The sequence below is a fragment of the Massilia sp. genome (genome assembly GCF_046293535.1).
In the GTDB taxonomy this organism is placed as follows: Bacteria; Pseudomonadota; Gammaproteobacteria; order Burkholderiales; family Burkholderiaceae_D; genus Telluria.
This window is the reverse complement of the sequence record NZ_JBKBOV010000015.1, coordinates 78,055-97,456: the sequence shown is the minus strand read 5'-3', so window position 1 is coordinate 97,456 and position 19,402 is coordinate 78,055. Positions and strand designations below refer to the sequence as shown.

15 protein-coding genes and 1 pseudogene are annotated in these 19,402 nt (G+C 68.5%); 13 read left to right on the top strand and 3 right to left on the bottom strand.

What is annotated here, in order from left to right:
* Window positions 1-124, bottom strand: a pseudogene (locus ACK4S9_RS10810) (hydroxymethylpyrimidine/phosphomethylpyrimidine kinase); the annotation flags it as partial.
* Between the two features lie 91 nt (window positions 125-215).
* On the opposite strand from ACK4S9_RS10810, the gene ACK4S9_RS10805 reads away from it, so the two are divergent.
* From ACK4S9_RS10805 to ACK4S9_RS10780, 6 genes are all read left to right on the top strand, one after another.
* Window positions 216-368: a rubredoxin gene (locus ACK4S9_RS10805; protein WP_029755924.1), complete on the top strand. Its 153-nt coding sequence runs from the start codon at window positions 216-218 to the stop codon at window positions 366-368.
* Between the two features lie 237 nt (window positions 369-605).
* Window positions 606-1,001: a PleD family two-component system response regulator gene (locus tag ACK4S9_RS10800; RefSeq protein ID WP_409725320.1), complete on the top strand. Its 396-nt coding sequence runs from the start codon at window positions 606-608 to the stop codon at window positions 999-1,001.
* 25 nt (window positions 1,002-1,026) lie between these two features.
* Window positions 1,027-1,416, top strand: a complete 390-nt coding sequence (locus tag ACK4S9_RS10795; protein WP_036215294.1) for a PleD family two-component system response regulator — start codon at window positions 1,027-1,029, stop codon at window positions 1,414-1,416.
* Window positions 1,413-1,949 carry a chemotaxis protein CheW gene (locus tag ACK4S9_RS10790; RefSeq protein WP_409725317.1) on the top strand — a complete coding sequence of 179 codons (537 nt, stop codon included), beginning with the start codon at window positions 1,413-1,415 and terminating at the stop codon, window positions 1,947-1,949. The genes ACK4S9_RS10795 and ACK4S9_RS10790 overlap by 4 nt, the downstream gene beginning before the upstream one ends.
* Before the next feature lie 83 nt (window positions 1,950-2,032).
* On the top strand, window positions 2,033-4,288 hold the full coding sequence (locus ACK4S9_RS10785) for a methyl-accepting chemotaxis protein (RefSeq protein WP_409725314.1): 2,256 nt from the start codon (window positions 2,033-2,035) through the stop codon (window positions 4,286-4,288).
* 28 nt (window positions 4,289-4,316) lie between these two features.
* Window positions 4,317-9,578: an Hpt domain-containing protein gene (locus ACK4S9_RS10780; RefSeq protein WP_409725310.1), complete on the top strand. Its 5,262-nt coding sequence runs from the start codon at window positions 4,317-4,319 to the stop codon at window positions 9,576-9,578.
* A 157-nt stretch (window positions 9,579-9,735) separates the two neighbouring features.
* Here the strand turns inward: ACK4S9_RS10780 and ACK4S9_RS10775 are convergent, their stop codons facing one another.
* Window positions 9,736-11,190: a cryptochrome/photolyase family protein gene (locus ACK4S9_RS10775; RefSeq protein ID WP_409725328.1), complete on the bottom strand. Its 1,455-nt coding sequence runs from the start codon at window positions 11,188-11,190 to the stop codon at window positions 9,736-9,738.
* 288 nt (window positions 11,191-11,478) lie between these two features.
* Between ACK4S9_RS10775 and ACK4S9_RS10770 the strand changes: the two genes are divergently transcribed.
* From ACK4S9_RS10770 to ilvD, 7 genes are all read left to right on the top strand, one after another.
* A complete protein-coding gene (locus ACK4S9_RS10770; protein WP_409725307.1) occupies window positions 11,479-12,093 on the top strand; it encodes a YqgE/AlgH family protein in 615 nt (204 codons plus the stop codon).
* Between the two features lie 80 nt (window positions 12,094-12,173).
* Window positions 12,174-12,512 carry a Holliday junction resolvase RuvX gene (ruvX, locus tag ACK4S9_RS10765; RefSeq protein ID WP_051306548.1) on the top strand — a complete coding sequence of 113 codons (339 nt, stop codon included), beginning with the start codon at window positions 12,174-12,176 and terminating at the stop codon, window positions 12,510-12,512.
* A complete protein-coding gene (gene pyrR, locus ACK4S9_RS10760) occupies window positions 12,499-13,029 on the top strand; it encodes a bifunctional pyr operon transcriptional regulator/uracil phosphoribosyltransferase PyrR (protein ID WP_409725304.1) in 531 nt (176 codons plus the stop codon). Before ruvX ends, pyrR begins: the two co-directional genes overlap by 14 nt.
* The gene (locus ACK4S9_RS10755; RefSeq protein WP_409725301.1) at window positions 13,010-13,987 is read left to right on the top strand and encodes an aspartate carbamoyltransferase catalytic subunit; all 978 of its coding nucleotides are present in this window, start codon (window positions 13,010-13,012) and stop codon (window positions 13,985-13,987) included. Before pyrR ends, ACK4S9_RS10755 begins: the two co-directional genes overlap by 20 nt.
* Before the next feature lie 11 nt (window positions 13,988-13,998).
* Window positions 13,999-15,291, top strand: coding sequence for a dihydroorotase (locus tag ACK4S9_RS10750; RefSeq protein WP_409725298.1), 1,293 nt, complete (start codon window positions 13,999-14,001; stop codon window positions 15,289-15,291).
* A gap of 159 nt (window positions 15,292-15,450) precedes the next feature.
* Window positions 15,451-16,188, top strand: a complete 738-nt coding sequence (locus tag ACK4S9_RS10745) for a lysophospholipid acyltransferase family protein (RefSeq protein ID WP_409725295.1) — start codon at window positions 15,451-15,453, stop codon at window positions 16,186-16,188.
* Between the two features lie 93 nt (window positions 16,189-16,281).
* Window positions 16,282-18,144, top strand: a complete 1,863-nt coding sequence (ilvD, locus tag ACK4S9_RS10740) for a dihydroxy-acid dehydratase (protein WP_409725292.1) — start codon at window positions 16,282-16,284, stop codon at window positions 18,142-18,144.
* Between the two features lie 137 nt (window positions 18,145-18,281).
* Here ilvD and ACK4S9_RS10735 read toward each other — a convergent pair whose 3' ends face one another.
* Entirely contained in the window at window positions 18,282-19,139 is an 858-nt protein-coding gene (locus ACK4S9_RS10735) for a symmetrical bis(5'-nucleosyl)-tetraphosphatase (RefSeq protein ID WP_409725289.1), read from the bottom strand.
* Window positions 19,140-19,402 lie beyond the last annotated feature (263 nt).

The window sequence follows — 19,402 nt, the reverse complement described above, 5'->3', positions numbered from 1 at the left end:
CGACCACCGACAGGCCGTGGCATCCATGCGCGGCGAAGGCGGCCAGGTCGGCCTGCACGCCAAGCGCGCCGACCGGGTCGGACACGCCAAATGTCAGGATGAGGGGTAACGGTTGGTTTTGCACGACGGCTGCATTAAGATACTCGACTCTCCATTTTACTTTACCGAGGAAGCATATTGTGAGTAACGATTCGACGGCCCCATTCCAGACCTGGATGTGCCTGATCTGCGGCTGGGTGTATGACGAGGCCGCCGGCGCCCCGGACGACGGCATTGCACCGGGCACCCGCTGGGCCGATGTGCCGATGAACTGGACCTGCCCGGAATGCGGCGCACGCAAGGACGATTTCGAGATGACGGCCATCTAGAGCGTCTAACAATTCCCCGATGGCTGCGTTGCATCGTCTCGCCGTACTTTCGTACTGTCTTCGTGGTCCGCCACTGCGGAGATGCGCCTTGCCCTCGGGGTTTTGTCAGACGCTCTTAATTGTTACGAAACATGTGTGTTTGCAGGAAGTTACGTAAAAGTTGACTTGTTGCAACACATCACGCACAAGGCGAAAACCCTGTGCTATCGTGGCGCTTCATGCTGAAGTGAAACGAAAATGACGACATCGCCGCACCCGACCGGCCTGACCATCATGGTGATCGACGACAGCAGCACGATCCGCCGCTCCGCCGAGATCTTCCTGACCCAGGCCGGCTACGAGGTGGTGCTGGCCACCGATGGCTTCGATGCGCTGGCCAAGATCAACGACCACCATCCAGCGCTGGTGTTCTGCGACATCCTGATGCCGCGCCTCGATGGCTACCAGACCTGCGCCCTGATCAAGAAGAGCGCGCGTTTCCACGCCACCCCGGTGCTGATGCTGTCGTCCAAGGACGGCCTGTTCGACCGTGCGCGCGGCGCGATGGTCGGCGCCAGCGCCTATCTGACCAAACCGTTTTCCAAGGACAGCCTGCTGGCCGCGGTGCGCGAGCACACGGCGGCGAAGGCTTGACCGATTACCGACCCCGGAGCCCAAGGTGGCCATTCAACATATCCTGATCGTCGACGATTCCCCGACCGAACGCTTCTACCTGACCGACATCCTGGCGCGCGCCGGCTATGCCGTGAGCACCGCCGTCAACGGCGAGGAGGCGATCGACAAGATCCGCGCCGAGCGCCCGCAACTGATCCTGATGGACGTGGTCATGCCCGGCGCGAACGGCTTCCAGGTGACGCGCTCGATCGCGCGCGACCCGGAGCTGAGCACCATCCCCGTCATCATCTGCAGCAGCAAGAACCAGGAAACCGACCGCATCTGGGGCATGCGCCAGGGCGCCAAGGACTACCTGATCAAGCCGGTCGACCCGGCGCTGCTGCTGGCCAGCATCGCCTCGCTCGACGCCAGTCCGGCGGCCGCCGCGGCATGAGCGGGGGCGAGTCCAGGCTCGACCCTGCGGCACGCCGCACCCGCCTGCGCGAATACCAGGAGCAGCTCCTCGAGCGCATGCAGGCTGCCAGGGGCGGCGGCGGCGCGCCGATCCAGCAGCTCGGCATGCAGGTGGGCGGCACGCGCTACCTGCTCGACCTGCTGGAAGCCGGCGAGATCGTCTCGCCCGTGCCGCTGGCGCCCGTGCCCCTGACCCAGCCCTGGTACCTCGGCCTGGCCAACGTGCGCGGCACCCTGGTCGGCGTCATCGACCTGGCGCGCTACCTCGGCGAGGACGGGGCGCCCGCATCGGGCCCATCGGCGCGTCTCGTGACCTTCGCCCCCACGCTCGGCTTCAACTGCGCGCTGCTGGCCGAGCGCGTGTACGGCCTGCGCCAGGCCGCCGCCATGCGGCGCGAGGGCGAGGTGCTGCGCGACGCCGACGACCAGGCCTGGACCCCGCTCTCGCTCGCGGCCCTGGTGCGCGAGGAGCGCTTCCTGCAGGTTGCCCTGCCGCCGGGCCAAGGCAGCTGATTGCATAACGAATAAGACAGACAAGACCAACAAGACAAACAGCAGGACCAGGAGCCGGTATGGGATTCGCCTCGAAACTCAGCATGAACGTATTCTCGAAGGACAGCGCGGACGACGATACCGTGCTGGCCTCGCCCGACACCCAGTTCGGCGCCGGCGTGCTGCCGCAGCCGCCTGCCGGCGAGGCCGGCGCCGCCGCGCATGGCTCGGCCGACGCCGCGGCCCGCCGCCTCGGCGGCACGCGTCCTGGCAAGCCCCAGCACGGCGCCTCCGAGGCCGACGGCGAGGGCGACGAGCTGCGCCTGCCGCTGATCGGCCACCTGTCGCTGTCGCGCCAGCTGCGCCTGGTGCTGGCCGCCTTTGTCGCCGGCATTTCGCTGACCGTGCTGTCGATGTGGCAGAACGCCGCGCGCACCGACGTGGTGTCGAACCAGGGCCAGATCGCCTCCGACGCACTGATGCATGCCCAGCGCGTGGCCAAGGCCGCGCCGGTCGCCCTGCGCGGCGACATGGGCGCCTTCAACGAACTGGACGACAGCCGCGCCGAAGTCGGCCGCCTGCTGCAGCTGCTGGCGCGCGGCGGCCAGGCCGACGGCATGGCCATCCCCGCATCCTCCGGCGAGCTGCAATCCCTGCTGGCCAAGGCGCGCTCGGCCTGGGTTGCCTCGAACGCCGCCGCCACCACCATCGTCGGCAACAAGCGCCACCTGGTCGGTTTCGGCGCCAGCGTCGACAAGTTCGAGCCGCTCGCCCGTGAACTCCAGTCGATCGCCGAGAAGCAGCCCGGCAATGCCGCCCTTGGCCGCCTGGCGGCGCTGGCCGAGCGCCTGTCGGTGTCGACCCACGCCTTCCTGGCGCCGGGCGTGGCCCACCGCGACGCCGCCCGCGCCCTGGCGCGCGACGGCGCCGAACTGGGCGCGCTGCTTGACAGCCTGGCCGGTCCCAACGCCACCGGGATCGACCCCGCCCTGCGCGAGCGCATCCAGGACGCCCGCACCGCCTACCAGGGCTGGCAGGAAGGCCTGGCGCCGCTGTCCACCAACGGCCACAACTTCAGCGCCGCGCACGCCGCCGAGCAGGTCATCGCGCGCGACAACGAGGGCCTGCGCTCGACGCTGGCGCGGGCGCAGCTCCAGTACCGCAGCGAGCTGGAAACCCGCAGCGGCTGGTTCTGGCTGCTGGTCGGCGCCTCGGTCTTCACCCTGGCCATGGGCGGCAGCATCAGCCGCGTGATGCTGCTCGACTCGCGCAACCGCGCCCGGGGCGCCGAAGCGCGCCGCCGCGAGGCCGAGGCGATGCGCCAGCTGGCCCAGGCCAAGGAAGAGGAAGCCAAGGCCACCAACGACCAGAACCAGGCGGCGATCCTGCGCCTGATGAACGAACTGCAGGAAGTGGCGGACGGCGACCTGACCGTGCACGCCACCGTCTCGGAAGACATCACCGGCGCGATCGCCGACTCGGTCAACTACACGGTCGAGGAACTGCGCGGCCTGGTGCTGCGCGTCATCAAGACCACCGAGCAGGTGACGCGCGCCTCCAGCGGCGCCGAGGCGGTGTCGACCGAGCTGCTGGGCGCCGCCGACGCCCAGTCGCGCGAGATCCAGGAAGCTTCCAGCACAGTGCTGCGCATGGCGACCGAGATTTCGGAGGTGTCGCGCTCGGCCACCGAATCGGCCGACGTGGCGCGCCAGTCGGTGGCGGCGGCCGAGCAGGGCGCGCGCGCGGTGCAGAACGCGATCCTGGGCATGAACGAGATCCGCGAGCAGATCCAGGAAACCTCGAAGCGCATCAAGCGCCTGGGCGAATCCTCGCAGGAGATCGGCGAGATCACCGACCTGATCTCGGACATCACCGAGCAGACCAACGTGCTGGCGCTGAACGCGGCGATCCAGGCCGCGTCGGCGGGCGAGGCCGGGCGCGGCTTCTCGGTGGTGGCCGAAGAGGTGCAGCGCCTGGCGGAACGCTCGGCCGAGGCGGCCAAGGGCATCGGCGCGCTGGTGCGCACCATCCAGGCCGACACCCACGACGCCGTGGCGGCGATGGAAAAGTCGACCCAGGGCGTGGTCGAGGGCGCGCGCCTGTCCGACGCGGCCGGGGCCGCCCTGTCCGATATTTCGCGCGTGTCGAACCGCCTGGCGGAGCTGATCCAGGACATTTCCGGCGCGGCTGAACGGCAGGCGACGTCCGCCAACGGCGTGGCCCATAATATGCAGCATATCCTGTCGGTGACCGAGCAGACCCAGGGCGGCACGCGCCAGACGGCGCAGTCGATCCGCGAGCTGGCCCTGCTGGCCCAGGAACTGAAGGATTCCGTGTCGCGCTTCCGCGTGGCTGCATAACCCGCTTCATCACCCGTAACCCGAGCCCATGACGAACCCATCCTCCCAACGCATGCCTGCCTTCGATACCGGCCCCCTGTCCTGGGTGATCGGCGAGATCAGGGACGCGCTGGGGCGTTCGGGCACGGCCCTGCGCGATGCGGCCGGCCGCAGCCTCGATGCGCAACCCACCCTGCTGCTGCACGCGAAGACCCACCTGCACCAGGCCGACGGCGCCCTGCAGCTGGTCGACGTGGAGGGCGCCTCGGTGCTGGGCGGCGCGGCCGAAAAGCTGATCGACGCCTTCAAGGATGGGCGGGTCGCGTGCACGCTCGATGCGGTCAAGACCGTGCAGGATGCCTACCAGGCCCTGGTCGAATACCTCGACGAGCTGCTCGCGGGCAGTGCCCAGCAGCCGGCGCGCCTGTTTCCCTATTACCGCGATTTGCAGGAACGGCTGGGCGTGGAGCGCATCCACCCGTCCGACTTGCTGCCGGCCGATCTCGGCAAGGGCGTCGAACTGGACGCGCCGGCGCCGGGCGAACAACCGGACATCGCGGCCTGCCGTGCGCGTTTCGAAAAAGCGCTGCTGCCTTACCTGAAGAGCGGCGACGCGCAGCATGCGGCCGGCATGCGCGACGCGCTGGCGCCGATCGCGGCCAGCCGGCAGGAGCCGCGCGCGCGCCTGTTCTGGCAAGCCTTGCACGCCTTTGCCGGCGTGGTGGCCGACGGCCAGATCGACAGCGACCTGTATGTGAAGCAGCTGCTCGGCCAGGTCAACCTGCAGCTGCGCCGCCTGGCGCAGGGGCAGTGCGGCACGCCCGACGCGATGTTGCGCGACGCGCTGTTCTTCGTCGCGGCGGCCAGCCAGCCGAATGCGGACGCCCGGCGCCTGCGCCAGGCCTGCGGCCTGGACGGCCTGGTGCCGCACGACTATAGCGCTCGCCGCTATGGCCGCATCGACCAGGCTACCTTGCAGGAAGCGCGCGAGGCCCTGGCCCGCACCAAGCAGGACTGGGACCGCATCGCCACCGAGGGCGACCTCGAGGTCAAGGACGATTTCAACGAGCAGCTCTCGCGCCTGGCCGGCGCCAGCGAGAAGCTGGGCGCCCCGGCCCTGGCCCAGCTGATGCGCGAGCTCGGCCGCGCCGCGACGGACGCCATGCAGGCCGGCCGCAGCGACGAGGTCAAGCTCGAAATGGCCACCGCCATGCTGTTCGTCGAGAACGGCCTGGACCAGCTGCGCCAGCTGCCCGACGATTTCGCCGAGAATGCCGAAGCGGTCGGTGCGCGCCTGCTGGCCCTGGCCGCAGGCGAAACCCCGCCGGATGCGCCGCAGTGGCAGGGCGAACTGGCGCGCCAGATCCAGCAGGGGCAGACCGTGGCGGTGCTGGCCGGCGAGATCAAGGCCGGCCTGCGCCAGGTCGAGAAGCTGCTCGACGATTACTACGACGATCCGTCGCGCCGCGAGGTGCTGGCCGAGGCCGAGCCGGTGCTGCACGGATTGCAGGGCGCGCTGGCTATCCTGGACCAGGACCAGGCCGTGCAGGCGGTGCGCCACGTCGCCGCCGAGGTGCGGGCGCTGGGGAGCGGCGACGCCGAAGTCGGCAGCCAGTCCGCCGCGCTGCACAACATCGCCCAGAACATCGGCGCGCTCGGCTTCTTCACCGACCTGCTGGCCCAGGACAGCGAGGCGTCCAAGGGGCGATTCACGTTCGACCCCGACAAGCGCCTGCTGCGCGAACTGCCCTTCGAGTTCGTCGAGGCGGCGCCCGCGCCCGCCCCTGCGCAGGCGCCGGCGCGGCAGGAAGCCACCATCGAATCCGAACTGCTCGAGATCTTCATGCTGGAGGCGCAGGAAGTGCTGGGCCTCGTGCTCGAGACGCTGCCCCAGGCCGAGGCCGACCCGGCCAGCCAGGAAACCCTGACCCTGCTGCGGCGCGGCTTCCACACGCTCAAGGGCAGCAGCCGCATGGTGAGCCTGGACAGCTTCGCGGAAGGCGCCGCCGCCGTCGAGCGCGTCATGAACCTGTGGCTGGCCGAGGCGCGCAGCGCCACGCCCGAGCTGCTGGCGCTGCTGCGCCAGGCGCATGCCGAACTGTCCGCCTGGGTCGACGAACTGGCCGCCGGCGGCGCGTCCAGGCGCGACAGCGCGGCCCTGGTCGCGGCCGCGGCGCGGGTGCAGGAGGGCGGCGCGGCGGCGCCGGAACCCGCGCTCGAAGAGATTCCGGTGCCGGTGCTCGAGGACATCCTCGAGCCGGAACCGGAGCCGGCGCCGGCGCCGGCGTCCGCGCCGCTGCCGGACACGAAGCGCATCGGCGCCCTCGAGATTCCGCTCGGCCTGTACACCATCTACCTCGACGAGGCCGAGACCCTGCTGCAGCAACTGGCGCAGGACTTCGACGCCTGGCACGCGGAGCCGGAGCGGCGCACGTCCCCGGCAGCCCTGAAGGCGGCGCACACCCTGGCCGGCACCTCGTCCACGGTCGGCTACGCCGCATTGCGCGACGTCGCCCATGCGCTCGAGCTGGTGCTGGAAAAGCTGGCGGCGCCGGGCCCCACCCTGGACGGGGACGGCCGCGCGCTGCTGGAGGCGAGCCTGGCGCGGGCGCGCACGATGCTGCAGGTATTCGCCCTCGGCGAACTGGCCCCGGCCCAGCCGGAGCTGATCGCCCAGCTCGACACCCTGCTGGCGCGCCTGGCCAGCCAGCAGGCGGCCAGCGTGTACGGCGAAGTCGATCCGGCCCTGGCCCAACGGCTCGACGCATTGTTCGCCAGCGCCTACGGCGCGATCCTGGCCCAGCCGCCGGTCCTTGTGCCCGAGCCGGCCGCGGCGCGGCGCGAAGAACGGGAACAGGCGCCGGTGACCGACGAAATCGACGCGTTGTTCGATAGCTTCCTCGACGATCCGTTCGGCGCCCCGGCCCTCGACCAGGCCGCGCCGGCGCAGCCGGAACCGGCTTCGCATCCTGCCTTCGTTCCGGTCACGCCGGACGAGGCGGTGCTGGATGCGGCGCCGGAAACAGCCGAACCCGAATTCGAACCCGAGCCGGCGCCGCTGCCGGAAGCGCCGGCCGTGGAGGCCGTGGCGCCGCAGCCGCTGCCGGCCGTGGCCGACAGCGTGCTGGCGGCAAGCCCGGCCTTCACCGACGAACTCGACCCCGACCTGCTGCCGGTGTTCCTGGAAGAGGGCGCCGACCTGTTCCCGCAGATCGGCAACGGACTGCGCCAGTGGCAGCAGAACCCGCAGGACCATGCCATTGCCCAGGGCTTGCAGCGCGCGCTGCACACGGTCAAGGGCAGCGCCCGCATGGCCGGCGCGATGCGCCTGGGCCAGCACACCCACGAGCTGGAAACCCAGGTCGAGAACATGGTGCACGCCGGCACCACCACGCCCGCGGCATTCGACGAACTGCTGGCGAACTACGACGGGGCGCTGCTGCTGTTCGAGCAGTTGCAGCAGCCGTCCGTGCCGGCGCAGGCGGCGGCGCCCCTGCCCGCAGCCGAGCAGCCGGGCAGCCGCGCGCCGCTGGTGCGGGTGCGCGCCGACATCCTCGACCGCGTCGTGAACCAGGCGGGCGAGGTGTCGATCACGCGCTCGCGCCTGGAAAACCAGGTCGGCGCGCTCAAGGGCGCGCTGTCCGACTTCTCGGACAACCTCGACCGCCTGCGGCGCCAGATGCGCGAGATCGAGATGCAGGCCGAGTCGCAGATCGCCTCGACCCTGTCGATCGCCGGCGAGGAGAAATTCGACCCGCTCGAGTTCGACCGCTTCACGCGCCTGCAGGAACTGACGCGCATGATGGCCGAGAGCGTGGACGACGTGGAGGCCTTCCACGAAGGCCTGTCGCGCACGGTGGACAGCGCTTTCGAGGACCTGGCGGCGCAGGCGCGCATGACGCGCGACCTGCAGCGCGACCTGATGCGGGTGCGCATGGTGCCCTTCGCGAACCTGGCCGAGCGCCTGTTCCGGGTGGCGCGCCAGACCGCCAAGGAACTCGAGAAGCGCGTCAACCTCGACATCCGCGGCGGTGCGGTGGAAATCGACCGCGGCGTGCTGGAGCAGATGGCGGCGCCTTTCGAGCACCTGCTGCGCAATGCGATCGTGCACGGCATCGAGGCGCGCGCCGCGCGCCTGGCGGCCGGCAAGCCTGAAACCGGCGAAGTGCTGGTGCAGGTGAGCCAGCACGGAAACGAAGTGGCGATCGTGTTCAGCGACGACGGCGCCGGGCTGGACCTGGAGCGCATCCGCGCCAAGGCGCGCGGCCTCGGACTGGTCAAGCCGGACCAGCTTGTCGACGACCAGGAAGCCGCCGAACTGATTTTCGAGCCGGGCTTCTCGACCGCCGACACGCTCACCGAACTGGCCGGGCGCGGCGTCGGCATGGACGTGGTGCGCTCCGAGGCCCAGGCGCTGGGCGGGCGCGTGCTGGTCGCCACCGAGACGGGCAAGGGCACGCGCTTCTCGATCCACCTGCCGCTGACGCTGGCGGTGGCGCAAGTGGTGCTGGTCGCCAGCGGCGGGCGCACCCATGCCTTGCCGGCGACCCTGGTCGAACAGGTGCTGCAGGTGCGCGATACCGAGCTGGCGGCGGCGCAGGCGGAAGGCGCGCTGTCCGTGGCAGGGCAGGCGCATGCGCTGCATGTGCTGGATGTGCTGCTGGGCGAAGGCAAGGGGCCGGCGCTGCAGCGCCTGAACCCGGTGCTGGTCGTGCACGGCGCCGGCGGGCGCATCGCGCTGCGCGTGGACGAGGTGCTGGGCAACCGCGAAGTGGTGGTCAAGAACATCGGCCCGCAGCTGGCGCGGGTGCCGGGCATCGCCGGCGCCACGGTGCTGGGCACGGGCGAGATCGTGCTGATCCTCGACCCGGTGGCGCTGGCCCAGCGTCCCGCGGCGCCGGCGGCGGCCGGCGCCGAGGAGGCCCAGCCGGAAGCGAAGCCGGCCATCATGGTGGTGGACGACTCGATCACCGTGCGCCGCGTGACCCAGCGCCTGCTGGAGCGCGAAGGCTACCGGGTGATGCTGGCCAAGGACGGCGTCGATGCGCTCGAGCAGATCGAGGTGGCGAGGCCGGACCTGATGCTGGTGGATATCGAGATGCCGCGCATGGATGGCTTCGACCTGACGCGCGAAGTGCGCGCCGACGAGCGCACCCGGTCGATCCCGATCATCATGATCACCTCGCGCACGGCGGACAAGCACCGCAACGTCGCGCTGGGGCTGGGGGTGAATGCCTACTTCGGCAAGCCGTATCAGGAGCCGGTGTTGCTGGCGGCGATCGGGAGTTTGCTGGACAAAGCAAAGAGCTAGGGCTGCGGTTCGGGATTGGGCGGGACAATGCCGGTGACATTGTCCCGGCCTTCGCCGGAACGACGGTTTTGCAGCTAACGAATATAGCTAGCAAGCTTAATATCGCTATCTTCAAGACCGTCATCCCGGCGAAGGCCGGGATCCAGGTTCTGCGTGATCAGCCCCTGGCCTTCTTCACCACCGCAAACCTCTCCAGCGTCCGCTTCCTCGCCACGTCATGGTCCACCACCGGCAGCGGATAATCCCGCCCGAGGACCACGCCGCGCTCCGCCAGCACCCCCGCATCCACCAGCCACGGCGCATGAATCTCCTTCGCGCTCAAGGCTTCCAGTGCCGGCACCCACTCCCGAATGAAATCCCCATGCGCATCGAAACGCTGCGACTGCGCCACCGGATTGAAGATCCGGAACCACGGCTGCGCGTCGCAGCCGGTCGACGCCGCCCACTGCCAGCCGCCGTTGTTCGAGGCCAGTTCGTAATCGTTCAGCTTGAGCGCGAAATAGCGTTCCCCGCGCCGCCAGTCGATCCCGAGGTCCTTGGTGAGAAAGCTCGCCGTCACCATGCGCAGCCGGTTGTGCATGAAGCCCGTCCGGTTGAGCTGCGCCATCGCCGCGTCCACCAGCGGATAGCCGGTGCGTCCCTCGCACCAGGCCGCGAACAGCGCCTCGGCCTGCTCGCCCGTTTCCCACGCCAGCGCGTCGAAAGCCGGCTTGAACGCGCGCGTGACGACCTGCGGGTTGCGGGCCAGGATCATCGAATAGAAATCGCGCCAGATCAGTTCCGACAGCCACACCGAGGCGCCGGCACCGCCGGCGCCGTTCTCGATCATCTGCCGCGCCGTGCGCACCAGGTGGCGGATCGAGGTGGTGCCGAAGCGCAGGTGGGTGGACAGGTGCGAGGTGCCGTCTTCAATCGGGAAGTCGCGCGCCCGGCCGTAATCGGCGATCTGCCCGATGAAGCGTTCGAACAGCGCTTCGGCCCCTTCCATCCCGGCAGGCAGCGGCGGCTCGCCCGGTTCGAAGCCGATCTCGGCCAGCGAGGGCAGGGGCGGCGCGTCCGGCGGCGCGGGCGCGAAGGCATGCGCGTAGGAATCGACCGGATAGGCCGCCAATGCCTCGGGCATGCTGGACAGGCGCTTGAGCCAGGCGTTCTTGTACGGCGTGAACACCGAGAACGGTCCCTTGGACAGGGTCAGCACCTCGTCCTGCTCGAAGACGACCTGGTCCTTGAAGCTCAGAAATTTCCTACCATCGGCCGCCAGCCGTGCTTTCATCCGTGCGTCGCGATCCACCGCGTCGGGTTCATAATCGGCACATACGAACACCGCGTCGGCACCCAATTCGGTGGCGAGCGCCGGGACCACTTCAAGAGGGCGGCCCTGCCGCACGATCAGATAAGCGCCGAGCCGACGCAGCTCGGCCGCGAGGCTGGCCACGCTGGCGTGGATGAACCGCACACGGCGGTCGTCGCGCGGCAGCGGTTCCAGGATGTCGCTGTCATACACAAAAACGCAGTACACACAATTAGACGAGGTCAAGGCCTGGTGCAGGGCTGCATGGTCGAATGCCCGCAAGTCACGCCGAAACCAGACCAGGGAGTTGCTCATATTCATCATCGTGTGCAGGGTCAAAGTGGCGGCCGATTTTACTGGGTAGGATTCGTCCTAACAGAACTGCGTCTACAACGCGGCGGGACAGAGCCGGGTCGGCCGAGCGGGCTTTCGAGGGTATGCACCGAGGGTGCTTCAGGGCGCTTTCATCGGCCTTGCGGCGATTCGGTGTAAACTATCGAAAAGCGTAACGTTGTTTTGTGGACACTTCGCGGTCAAACCTGAGTGGGCCCATGTGAGAGTAAGCGTATGAAAAAAAGCAAAGTTGGCAGCACTCTACCGATGCCCGGCATGCCACCGGAACAGAATGAAACGCTCGGTAAGATCGGCCCGGCTTCTTCAGGGCTGAACCTCGCCAACCATTTCCTGATCGCAATGCCTTCGATCCAGGATCCGATCTTCGGCGGCACCGTCGTCTATGTCTGCGAGCACAACGAGAAGGGCGTGCTCGGCGTGGTCATCAACAAGCCCACCGACATGACGATGGAAGTGCTGTTCGACCGCGTCGACCTGAAGCTCGCCCCCGGGCTGCGCTCCTCGGTGGTGGAGCAGCCGATCATGTTCGGCGGCCCGGTGCAGGACGACCGCGGCTTCGTGCTGCATTCGCCGGGCGGACGCTTCTCGTCCTCGCTCACCGTCACCGACGACGTCGCCTTCACCACCTCGATCGACGTGCTGGAAGCGGTCGCCAGCGGGGCGGGGCCGACCCGCATGCTGGTCTCGATCGGCTATGCCGGCTGGAGCCCGGGGCAGCTCGAGGAGGAAATCTCGCGCAACGGCTGGCTCACCGTGGGCGCCGACGCCAGGGTCCTGTTCGACCTGCCGATCGAGCAACGCTATACCGCCGCCATCAAACTGCTGGGAATCGATCCACTCATGCTTGCCACTGAAGCCGGTCATGCTTAAGGGGGTCTGCTTGTTCGAGATGGCCCGTGGTTGATATCGTTTTTGGTTTCGACTTTGGTGTCAAACGCATCGGCATTGCCATGGGCAACACCCTCACCGGGCAAGCCCAGCCCTTGACCGTCATCAAGGCGGTCGACAACGCCACCCGTTTCCAGGTCATCGGCGAGCTCATCAATGAATGGAAGCCGGCCCGCCTCGTCGTGGGCGAGCCGCGCCATCCCGACGGCGCCGAGCACGACATGACCCTGCGCAGCCGGCGCTTCGCCAACCAGCTCCACGGCCGCTTCAACCTGCCCGTCGAACTCGTCGACGAGCGCTACTCGTCCGCCGTGATCCCGCAACGGCGCGGCGAAATCATCGACGCCAAGGCGGCCGCCATCATTTTGCAACAATACTTTGACGCTCATGCCAACATCTAATCAAGCCTATGACGCGGAAGCGCTGTACCGCGAGCTGCTGGGCCAGGTCCGCGCCGGCCTGGACGGCGTGCCGGACGCCGCCATCGTCGGCATCCACTCGGGCGGCGCCTGGCTGGCCGAACGCCTTGCGCGCGACCTCGACCTGACGAGCCGCTTCGGCACCATCGACGTCTCGTTCTACCGCGACGACTATGCCAAGAAGGGCCTGCACCCGGACGTGAAACCGACCCACATCCGCTTCCCGGTGGACGGCGCGACGGTGGTGCTGGTGGACGACGTGCTGCAGACCGGCCGTACCGTGCGCGCCGCGATCAACGTGCTGTTCGACTACGGCAGGCCGAGCTGCATCCGCCTGGCGGCCCTGGCCGACCGCGGCGGGCGCGAGCTGCCGGTGGCGCCGGACTACGTCGGCACCCGCGCCGAGCTGGCGCCGAACCAGTCGCTGTGCCTGCAGCGCGACGACGCCGGCCAACTTTCGCTGACCATTGAAGAAGACAATGTCCAAGATCTTTCTTAACCCGCAACTGAACAAGAATGGAGAGCTGCAGCACCTGCTCTCCATCGAAGGCCTGCCCAAGTCGGTCGTCAACCACATCCTCGACACCGCCTCGAGCTTCGTGGGCATTTCGGACCGCGAGGTCAAGAAGGTGCCGCTGATGCGCGGCAAGAGCGTGTTCAACCTGTTCTTCGAAAACAGCACGCGTACCCGCACCACCTTCGAGATCGCCGCCAAGCGCCTGTCGGCCGACGTCATCAACCTGAACATCCAGGCCTCGTCGGCCAGCAAGGGCGAGTCGCTGCTCGACACCATCGACAACCTGTCGGCCATGCACGCCGACATGTTCGTGGTGCGCCACGCGCAGTCGGGCGCGCCCTACCTGATCGCCAAGCACCTGGTCGAGACCGGGCAGTCGCACGTGCACGTCGTGAACGCCGGCGACGGCCGCCACGCGCACCCGACCCAGGGCCTGCTCGACATGTACACGATCCGCCACTACAAGAAGGACTTCACCAACCTGCGGGTGGCGATCGTCGGCGACATCCTGCACAGCCGCGTGGCGCGCTCGGACATCCATGCGCTCACCACCCTGGGCGTGCCGGAAGTGCGCGCCATCGGCCCGCACACGCTGCTGCCGGGCGGCCTGGCCGAAATGGGCGTGCGTACTTTCACCAATATGGACGAGGGCCTGAAGGACGTCGACGTGATCATCATGCTGCGCCTGCAGAACGAACGCATGAGCGGCGCGCTGCTGCCGTCGGCGCAGGAGTACTTCAAGAGCTACGGCCTGACCCCGGAACGCCTGGCGCTGGCCAAGCCGGATGCGATCGTGATGCACCCGGGCCCGATGAACCGCGGGGTCGAGATCGACTCGGCGGTGGCCGACGGCAGCCAGGCGGTGATCCTGCCGCAGGTGACCTTCGGCATTGCGGTACGCATGGCGGTGATGAGCATTTTGGCGGGAGGCAGGGCGTGAAAGGCGCACGGATGAACTACCACATCAAGAACGGGCGAGTCATCGACCCGGCGAACGGCATCGACGCCGTACAGGATCTTTTTATTGCCGACGGCAAGATCGCCGCCCTCGGCATGGCCCCTGACGGCTTCAGCGCCGACCAGACCATCGACGCGAGCGGCCTGGTGGTCGCCCCCGGCCTGGTCGACCTGTCGGCGCGCCTGCGCGAGCCGGGCTACGAATACAAGGCGACGCTGGAATCGGAAATGCAGGCGGCGATGCAGGGCGGCGTGACCACCCTGGTGTGCCCGCCGGACACCGACCCGGTGCTGGACGAGCCGGGCCTGGTGGAGATGCTCAAGCACCGCGCGCGCATCCTCGACCAGGCCAACGTGCACCCGCTGGGCGCGCTGACCATGGGCCTGAAGGGCCAGGCCCTCACCGAAATGGCCGAGCTGACCGAAGCCGGCTGCATCGGCTTCTCGCAGGCCGAGGTGCCGGTGCTGGACACCACCGTGCTGCTGCGCGCCATGCAGTACGCCAAGACCTTCGGCTATACCGTGTGGCTGCGCCCGCAGGACGCCCACATCGGCCGCGGCGGCGTGGCCCACAGCGGCCCGCTGGCCTCGCGCCTGGGGCTGTCGGGGGTGCCGGTCATGTCCGAGACCATCGCCCTGCACACCATTTTCGAGCTGATGCGCGCCACCGGCGCGCGCGTGCACCTGTGCCGGATGTCCTCCGCCGCCGGTTTGGCGCTGGTCGCCAGCGCCAAGAAGGAAGGCCTGAACGTTACCTGCGACGTCGGCGTGCACCACCTGCACATGACCGACGCCGACATCGGCTTCTTCGACCCGAACGCGCGTTTCAACCCGCCGCTGCGCAGCCAGCGCGACCGCGACGCGATCCGCGCGGCCTTGCTGGACGGCACCGTGGACGCGGTCTGCTCCGACCACACCCCGGTGGACGAGGACGAGAAACTGCTGCCCTTCGCCGAAGCGACCCCGGGCGCGACCGGGCTGGAACTGCTGCTGGCGCTCACCCTGAAGTGGGCGCAAGACCAGGACCGGGGTGGCAATTCCCCGGACGCGCTGGCGCAGGCGCTGGCCAAGGTCACCTCCGAGCCGGCGCGCATCGCCGGCCTGCCCGCCGGCACGCTGTCGGTGGGCGCGGCGGCCGACGTGGTCCTGTTCGATCCGGATGCCGGCTGGAAGGTCGAGCGCAAGGCCCTGGCGAGCCAGGGCAAGCACACGCCTTTCCTCGGCTTCGAGCTGGCCGGACAGGTGCGCACGACGCTGGTGCGCGGCCGCGTGGCCTTCCAGCGTTGATTGGTGCATGCCAGTGACCCGTTCACTACGGCAGTCCCGCAGCGCGGCTTGGTCGTTCCGGCGCAGGCCGGAACCCAATTTCCGCATGCGCTCCGGCGACGCCGCGAACCTGGGCACCGGCCTGCGCCGGTGCGACGGCTCCATTACTCTCTCCACCTTGTGAAGATCAGGCTTGCTCTGCGCCTGGCGCGCGTGGTGGTCCACTTGGTGGCGGGCCTGGCGACCTGCGCGCTGGTGTTCCCGCTGGCGCCCGGCGCCACGCGTGAGCGCCTCACGCGGCGCTGGTCGCGCAAGCTGCTCGGCCTGTGCCGCGTCAGCGTGGAACAGGCCGAGGGCGCGCCCGTGCTCGAGCACGCCCTGATCGTGGCCAACCACGTCTCCTGGCTCGACATCTTCGTCATCAACGCCCTGCATCCCTGCCGTTTCGTGGCCAAGGCCGAGATCCGCTCCTGGCCGGTGCTCGGCTGGCTGGCCGCCGCCGCCGGCACGGTCTTCATCGCGCGCGGCAACCGGCGCGAGCTGCGCCACATCTTCAAAGGCCTGGTCACCGTGCTGGAACGGGGCCAGCGCGTCGCCTTCTTCCCGGAAGGGACCACGTCCAGGCAGGGCGAGGTGCTGCCCTTCCACGCCAACCTGTTCGAGGCCGCCATCGATGCGAAGGTGGCGGTCCAGCCCTATGCGCTGTCCTACGTCGACGCGCGCGGCGCTTATCACCACTCGGTCGACTATACCGGCGACACCAGTTTCGTGGACAGCCTGTTCACCATCCTGCAGGGCGAGCCCGTGATCGCGCGCCTGCACCCGCTGGCGCCGATCGATGCGAGTGGGGAGCACCGCCGCGAGCTGGCGCAGGCGGCCCAGGACGCCGTCGGCGCAGCCCTGCGCCGTGATATGTGAAACGTATCACAGAGCACTGAATCATATATTGGACAACTCACAGCGGAGGCGGCACGCTGGTGCCTTACCTATTCGCTGTTCGAGGAGACCGCCATGCCGACTTACCGTTCCCGCACCACCACCCAGGGCCGCAACATGGCCGGCGCCCGCGCCTTGTGGCGCGCCACCGGCATGAAGGACGGCGATTTCGAGAAACCGATCATCGCGGTGGTCAACTCCTTCACCCAGTTCGTGCCCGGCCACGTGCACCTGAAGGACCTCGGCCAGCTGGTGGCGCGCGAGATCGAGGCGAGCGGCGGCGTGGCCAAGGAGTTCAACACCATCGCCGTGGACGACGGCATCGCCATGGGCCACGGCGGCATGCTGTACTCGCTGCCTTCGCGCGACCTGATCGCCGATTCGGTCGAGTACATGGTCAATGCTCACTGCGCCGACGCCATGGTCTGCATCTCGAACTGCGACAAGATCACCCCGGGCATGCTGATGGCGGCGATGCGCCTGAATATCCCGGTCGTGTTCGTCTCGGGCGGCCCGATGGAAGCGGGCAAGGTGGTCAAGGTGGTGAACAATGACCGCAAGATCATCAAGCTGGACCTGGTCGACGCCATGATCCAGGCCGGCGACAGCAAGGTGTCGGACGCCGACGTGGCGGAAATCGAGCGCTCGGCCTGCCCGACCTGCGGCTCCTGCTCGGGCATGTTCACGGCGAACTCGATGAACTGCCTGACCGAGGCGCTGGGCCTGTCGCTGCCGGGCAACGGCACCATCGTCGCCACCCACGCGGACCGCAAGGAGCTGTTCCTGCGCGCCGGTCGCCTGATCGTCGAGCTGGCCAAGCGCCACTACGAGGGCGACGACTATTCGGTGCTGCCGCGCTCGATCGCCACCAAGGCGGCGTTCGAGAACGCGATGGCGCTGGACGTCTCGATGGGCGGCTCGACCAACACCGTGCTGCACCTGCTGGCGGCCGCGCACGAGGCCGGCGTGGAATTCACCATGGCCGACATCGACCGCATCTCGCGCAAGGTGCCTTGCCTGTGCAAGGTGGCGCCGATGACCGACAAGTACCACATCGAGGACGTGCACCGCGCCGGCGGCATCGTCGCGATCCTGGGCGAGCTGGCGCGCGCCGGCCTGCTCGACACCTCGCTCCCGACCGTGCACAGCGCGACCATGGGCGAAGCGATCGAGAAATACGACGTCAAGCGCAGCGACGATCCTGCCGTGCACCGGATGTTCCGCGCGGCGCCGGGCGGGGTGCCGACCCAGGTCGCGTTCTCGCAGTCCGAGCGCTACGATGAAAGCGACCTCGATCGCAGCACGGGTTGCATCCGCGACCGCGAACACGCCTATTCGCAGGACGGCGGCCTGGCTGTCCTGTACGGCAACATCGCCGAGAAAGGCTGCATCGTGAAGACGGCGGGCGTGGACGAGAGCATCCTCAAGTTTTCCGGCAGGGCGCGCGTGTTCGAGAGCCAGGATGCGGCGGTGGAGGGCATCCTGGGCGACACGGTGCATGCCGGCGACGTGGTCATCATCCGCTACGAAGGCCCGAAGGGCGGTCCGGGCATGCAGGAGATGCTGTATCCGACCTCGTACATCAAGTCCAAGGGCCTGGGCAAGGCCTGCGCGCTGTTCACCGACGGGCGCTTCTCGGGCGGCTCCTCGGGCCTGGTGATCGGCCATGCCTCGCCGGAAGCGGCCGAAGGCGGGGCGATCGGGCTGGTGGAGGAGGGCGACATCATCGACATCGACATCCCGGCGCGCACCATCGACCTGCGCGTGAGCTTCGAGGAACTGGCGCACCGGCGCGCGAAGATGGAGGAGCGCGGCCTTGACGCGTGGAAGCCGGTGGCGCGCGAGCGCTACGTGTCGCAGGCGCTGCAGGCGTATGCGGCGCTCACGACTTCGGCCGACCGCGGCGCCGTGCGCGACCTGTCGCAACTGAAGCGCTGACGCTATTCGGCCACGATCCAGTAGGGTGGGCGGGTCTCCCGCCCACGCGGTGATAGGTAGCAGCAAGATCATCCGACACGAAAGCGGAGCCGGTAACGATCACCGCGAGGGCGGCAAAGCCGCCCACCCTACGTAAATCATTTCTTCCCGCTGTGCTCCCGGTACTCGGGGCAATCCACCTGCAGCAGCGAGCGGTCGTCCAGGCACACCGCCGTCAACTTGCCTCCCCACACGCAGCCGCTGTCGAGCCCGACCAGGTTCGGGCGCAGCACCAACCCCAGCGCCGACCAGTGTCCGAACACCACGGTCACGTCGCTGGTACGGCGCTGCGGCAGGTCGAACCAGGGCACCAGGCCGGAGCCTTCCGGTCCGTTCTCGCTTTCCTTGTGCAGGAAATCCATGCTGCCATCCGGGGCGCACAGGCGCATGCGCGTGAGCGCGTTGACGATGCAGCGCAGCCGCGCCATCCCCGTCAGGCTGTCGTCCCACGCGTTCGGCTCGTTCCCGTACATCCGGCCCAGGAAGTCGATCCAGCCGTCGCCGCGCAGCACGGTCTCGACCTCGTGCGCCAGCGCCATGGTCTGCGCCGCATCCCACTGAGGCGCGACGCCGGCATGCACCAGGAGGTGCGCGTCAAGGAACATCGCCAGCGGGCGCTGGCGCAGCCACCCGATCAGTTCGTCGCGGTCGGGCGCGGCCAGGATCTCGTCGAGCGTATCGGAGCGGCTGGCGCGCTGCGCGCCGACCGCCACCGCGATCAGGTGCAGGTCATGGTTGCCGAGCAGCGCTTCGATGCGGCCGGGGTTCGCTTCGGACAGCGCCTTCATGCGGCGCAGCGCGGTCAGCGAATCGGGGCCGCGGTTGATCAGGTCGCCCACGAACAGGATGCGCGGCTGCGTTTGTCCGTGCTGCTGCGCGTCGTCGACGATGCGGTCGATCAAGAGTTGGGCTTCGTGGGCGCAGCCCTGCAGGTCGCCGATGGCGTAGGTTCTCATGTTGTTCTTATCGAAGTGGTGGAGCAAGAGGCGGTAGTGGCGCCGCTGTGGCGATACTAAATGATTTCGCGCCCAGCCGCAGCGGAGCGGCGAAATGCGGGAATAGGAAGCGTGCGCGCAATCGAACCGGCGCGAATTTGATCCAATCGAAGGACGCCGTACAGAATCGCGTTTGGCGCCGGAGCGCCTCATCTATTCCGGTACAATGGGCCACCATTCCCGCGATAAGCGTGCGGCGGTTTTTCCGCGGAGTCGGCGCGGAA

Excerpts from the sequence above, each read along its gene's own strand:
- ACK4S9_RS10805 (WP_029755924.1), top strand. The coding sequence starts at position 216 with ATGTGCCTGATCTGCGGCTGGGTGTATGACGAGGCCGCCGGCGCCCCG.
- ACK4S9_RS10800 (WP_409725320.1), top strand. The coding sequence starts at position 606 with ATGACGACATCGCCGCACCCGACCGGCCTGACCATCATGGTGATCGAC.
- ACK4S9_RS10790 (WP_409725317.1), top strand. The coding sequence starts at position 1,413 with ATGAGCGGGGGCGAGTCCAGGCTCGACCCTGCGGCACGCCGCACCCGC.
- ACK4S9_RS10785 (WP_409725314.1), top strand. The coding sequence starts at position 2,033 with ATGAACGTATTCTCGAAGGACAGCGCGGACGACGATACCGTGCTGGCC.
- ACK4S9_RS10780 (WP_409725310.1), top strand. The coding sequence starts at position 4,317 with ATGACGAACCCATCCTCCCAACGCATGCCTGCCTTCGATACCGGCCCC.
- ACK4S9_RS10775 (WP_409725328.1), bottom strand. The coding sequence starts at position 11,190 with ATGAATATGAGCAACTCCCTGGTCTGGTTTCGGCGTGACTTGCGGGCA.
- ACK4S9_RS10770 (WP_409725307.1), top strand. The coding sequence starts at position 11,479 with ATGCCACCGGAACAGAATGAAACGCTCGGTAAGATCGGCCCGGCTTCT.
- ruvX (WP_051306548.1), top strand. The coding sequence starts at position 12,174 with ATGGGCAACACCCTCACCGGGCAAGCCCAGCCCTTGACCGTCATCAAG.
- pyrR (WP_409725304.1), top strand. The coding sequence starts at position 12,499 with ATGCCAACATCTAATCAAGCCTATGACGCGGAAGCGCTGTACCGCGAG.
- ACK4S9_RS10755 (WP_409725301.1), top strand. The coding sequence starts at position 13,010 with ATGTCCAAGATCTTTCTTAACCCGCAACTGAACAAGAATGGAGAGCTG.
- ACK4S9_RS10750 (WP_409725298.1), top strand. The coding sequence starts at position 13,999 with ATGAACTACCACATCAAGAACGGGCGAGTCATCGACCCGGCGAACGGC.
- ilvD (WP_409725292.1), top strand. The coding sequence starts at position 16,282 with ATGCCGACTTACCGTTCCCGCACCACCACCCAGGGCCGCAACATGGCC.
- ACK4S9_RS10735 (WP_409725289.1), bottom strand. The coding sequence starts at position 19,139 with ATGAGAACCTACGCCATCGGCGACCTGCAGGGCTGCGCCCACGAAGCC.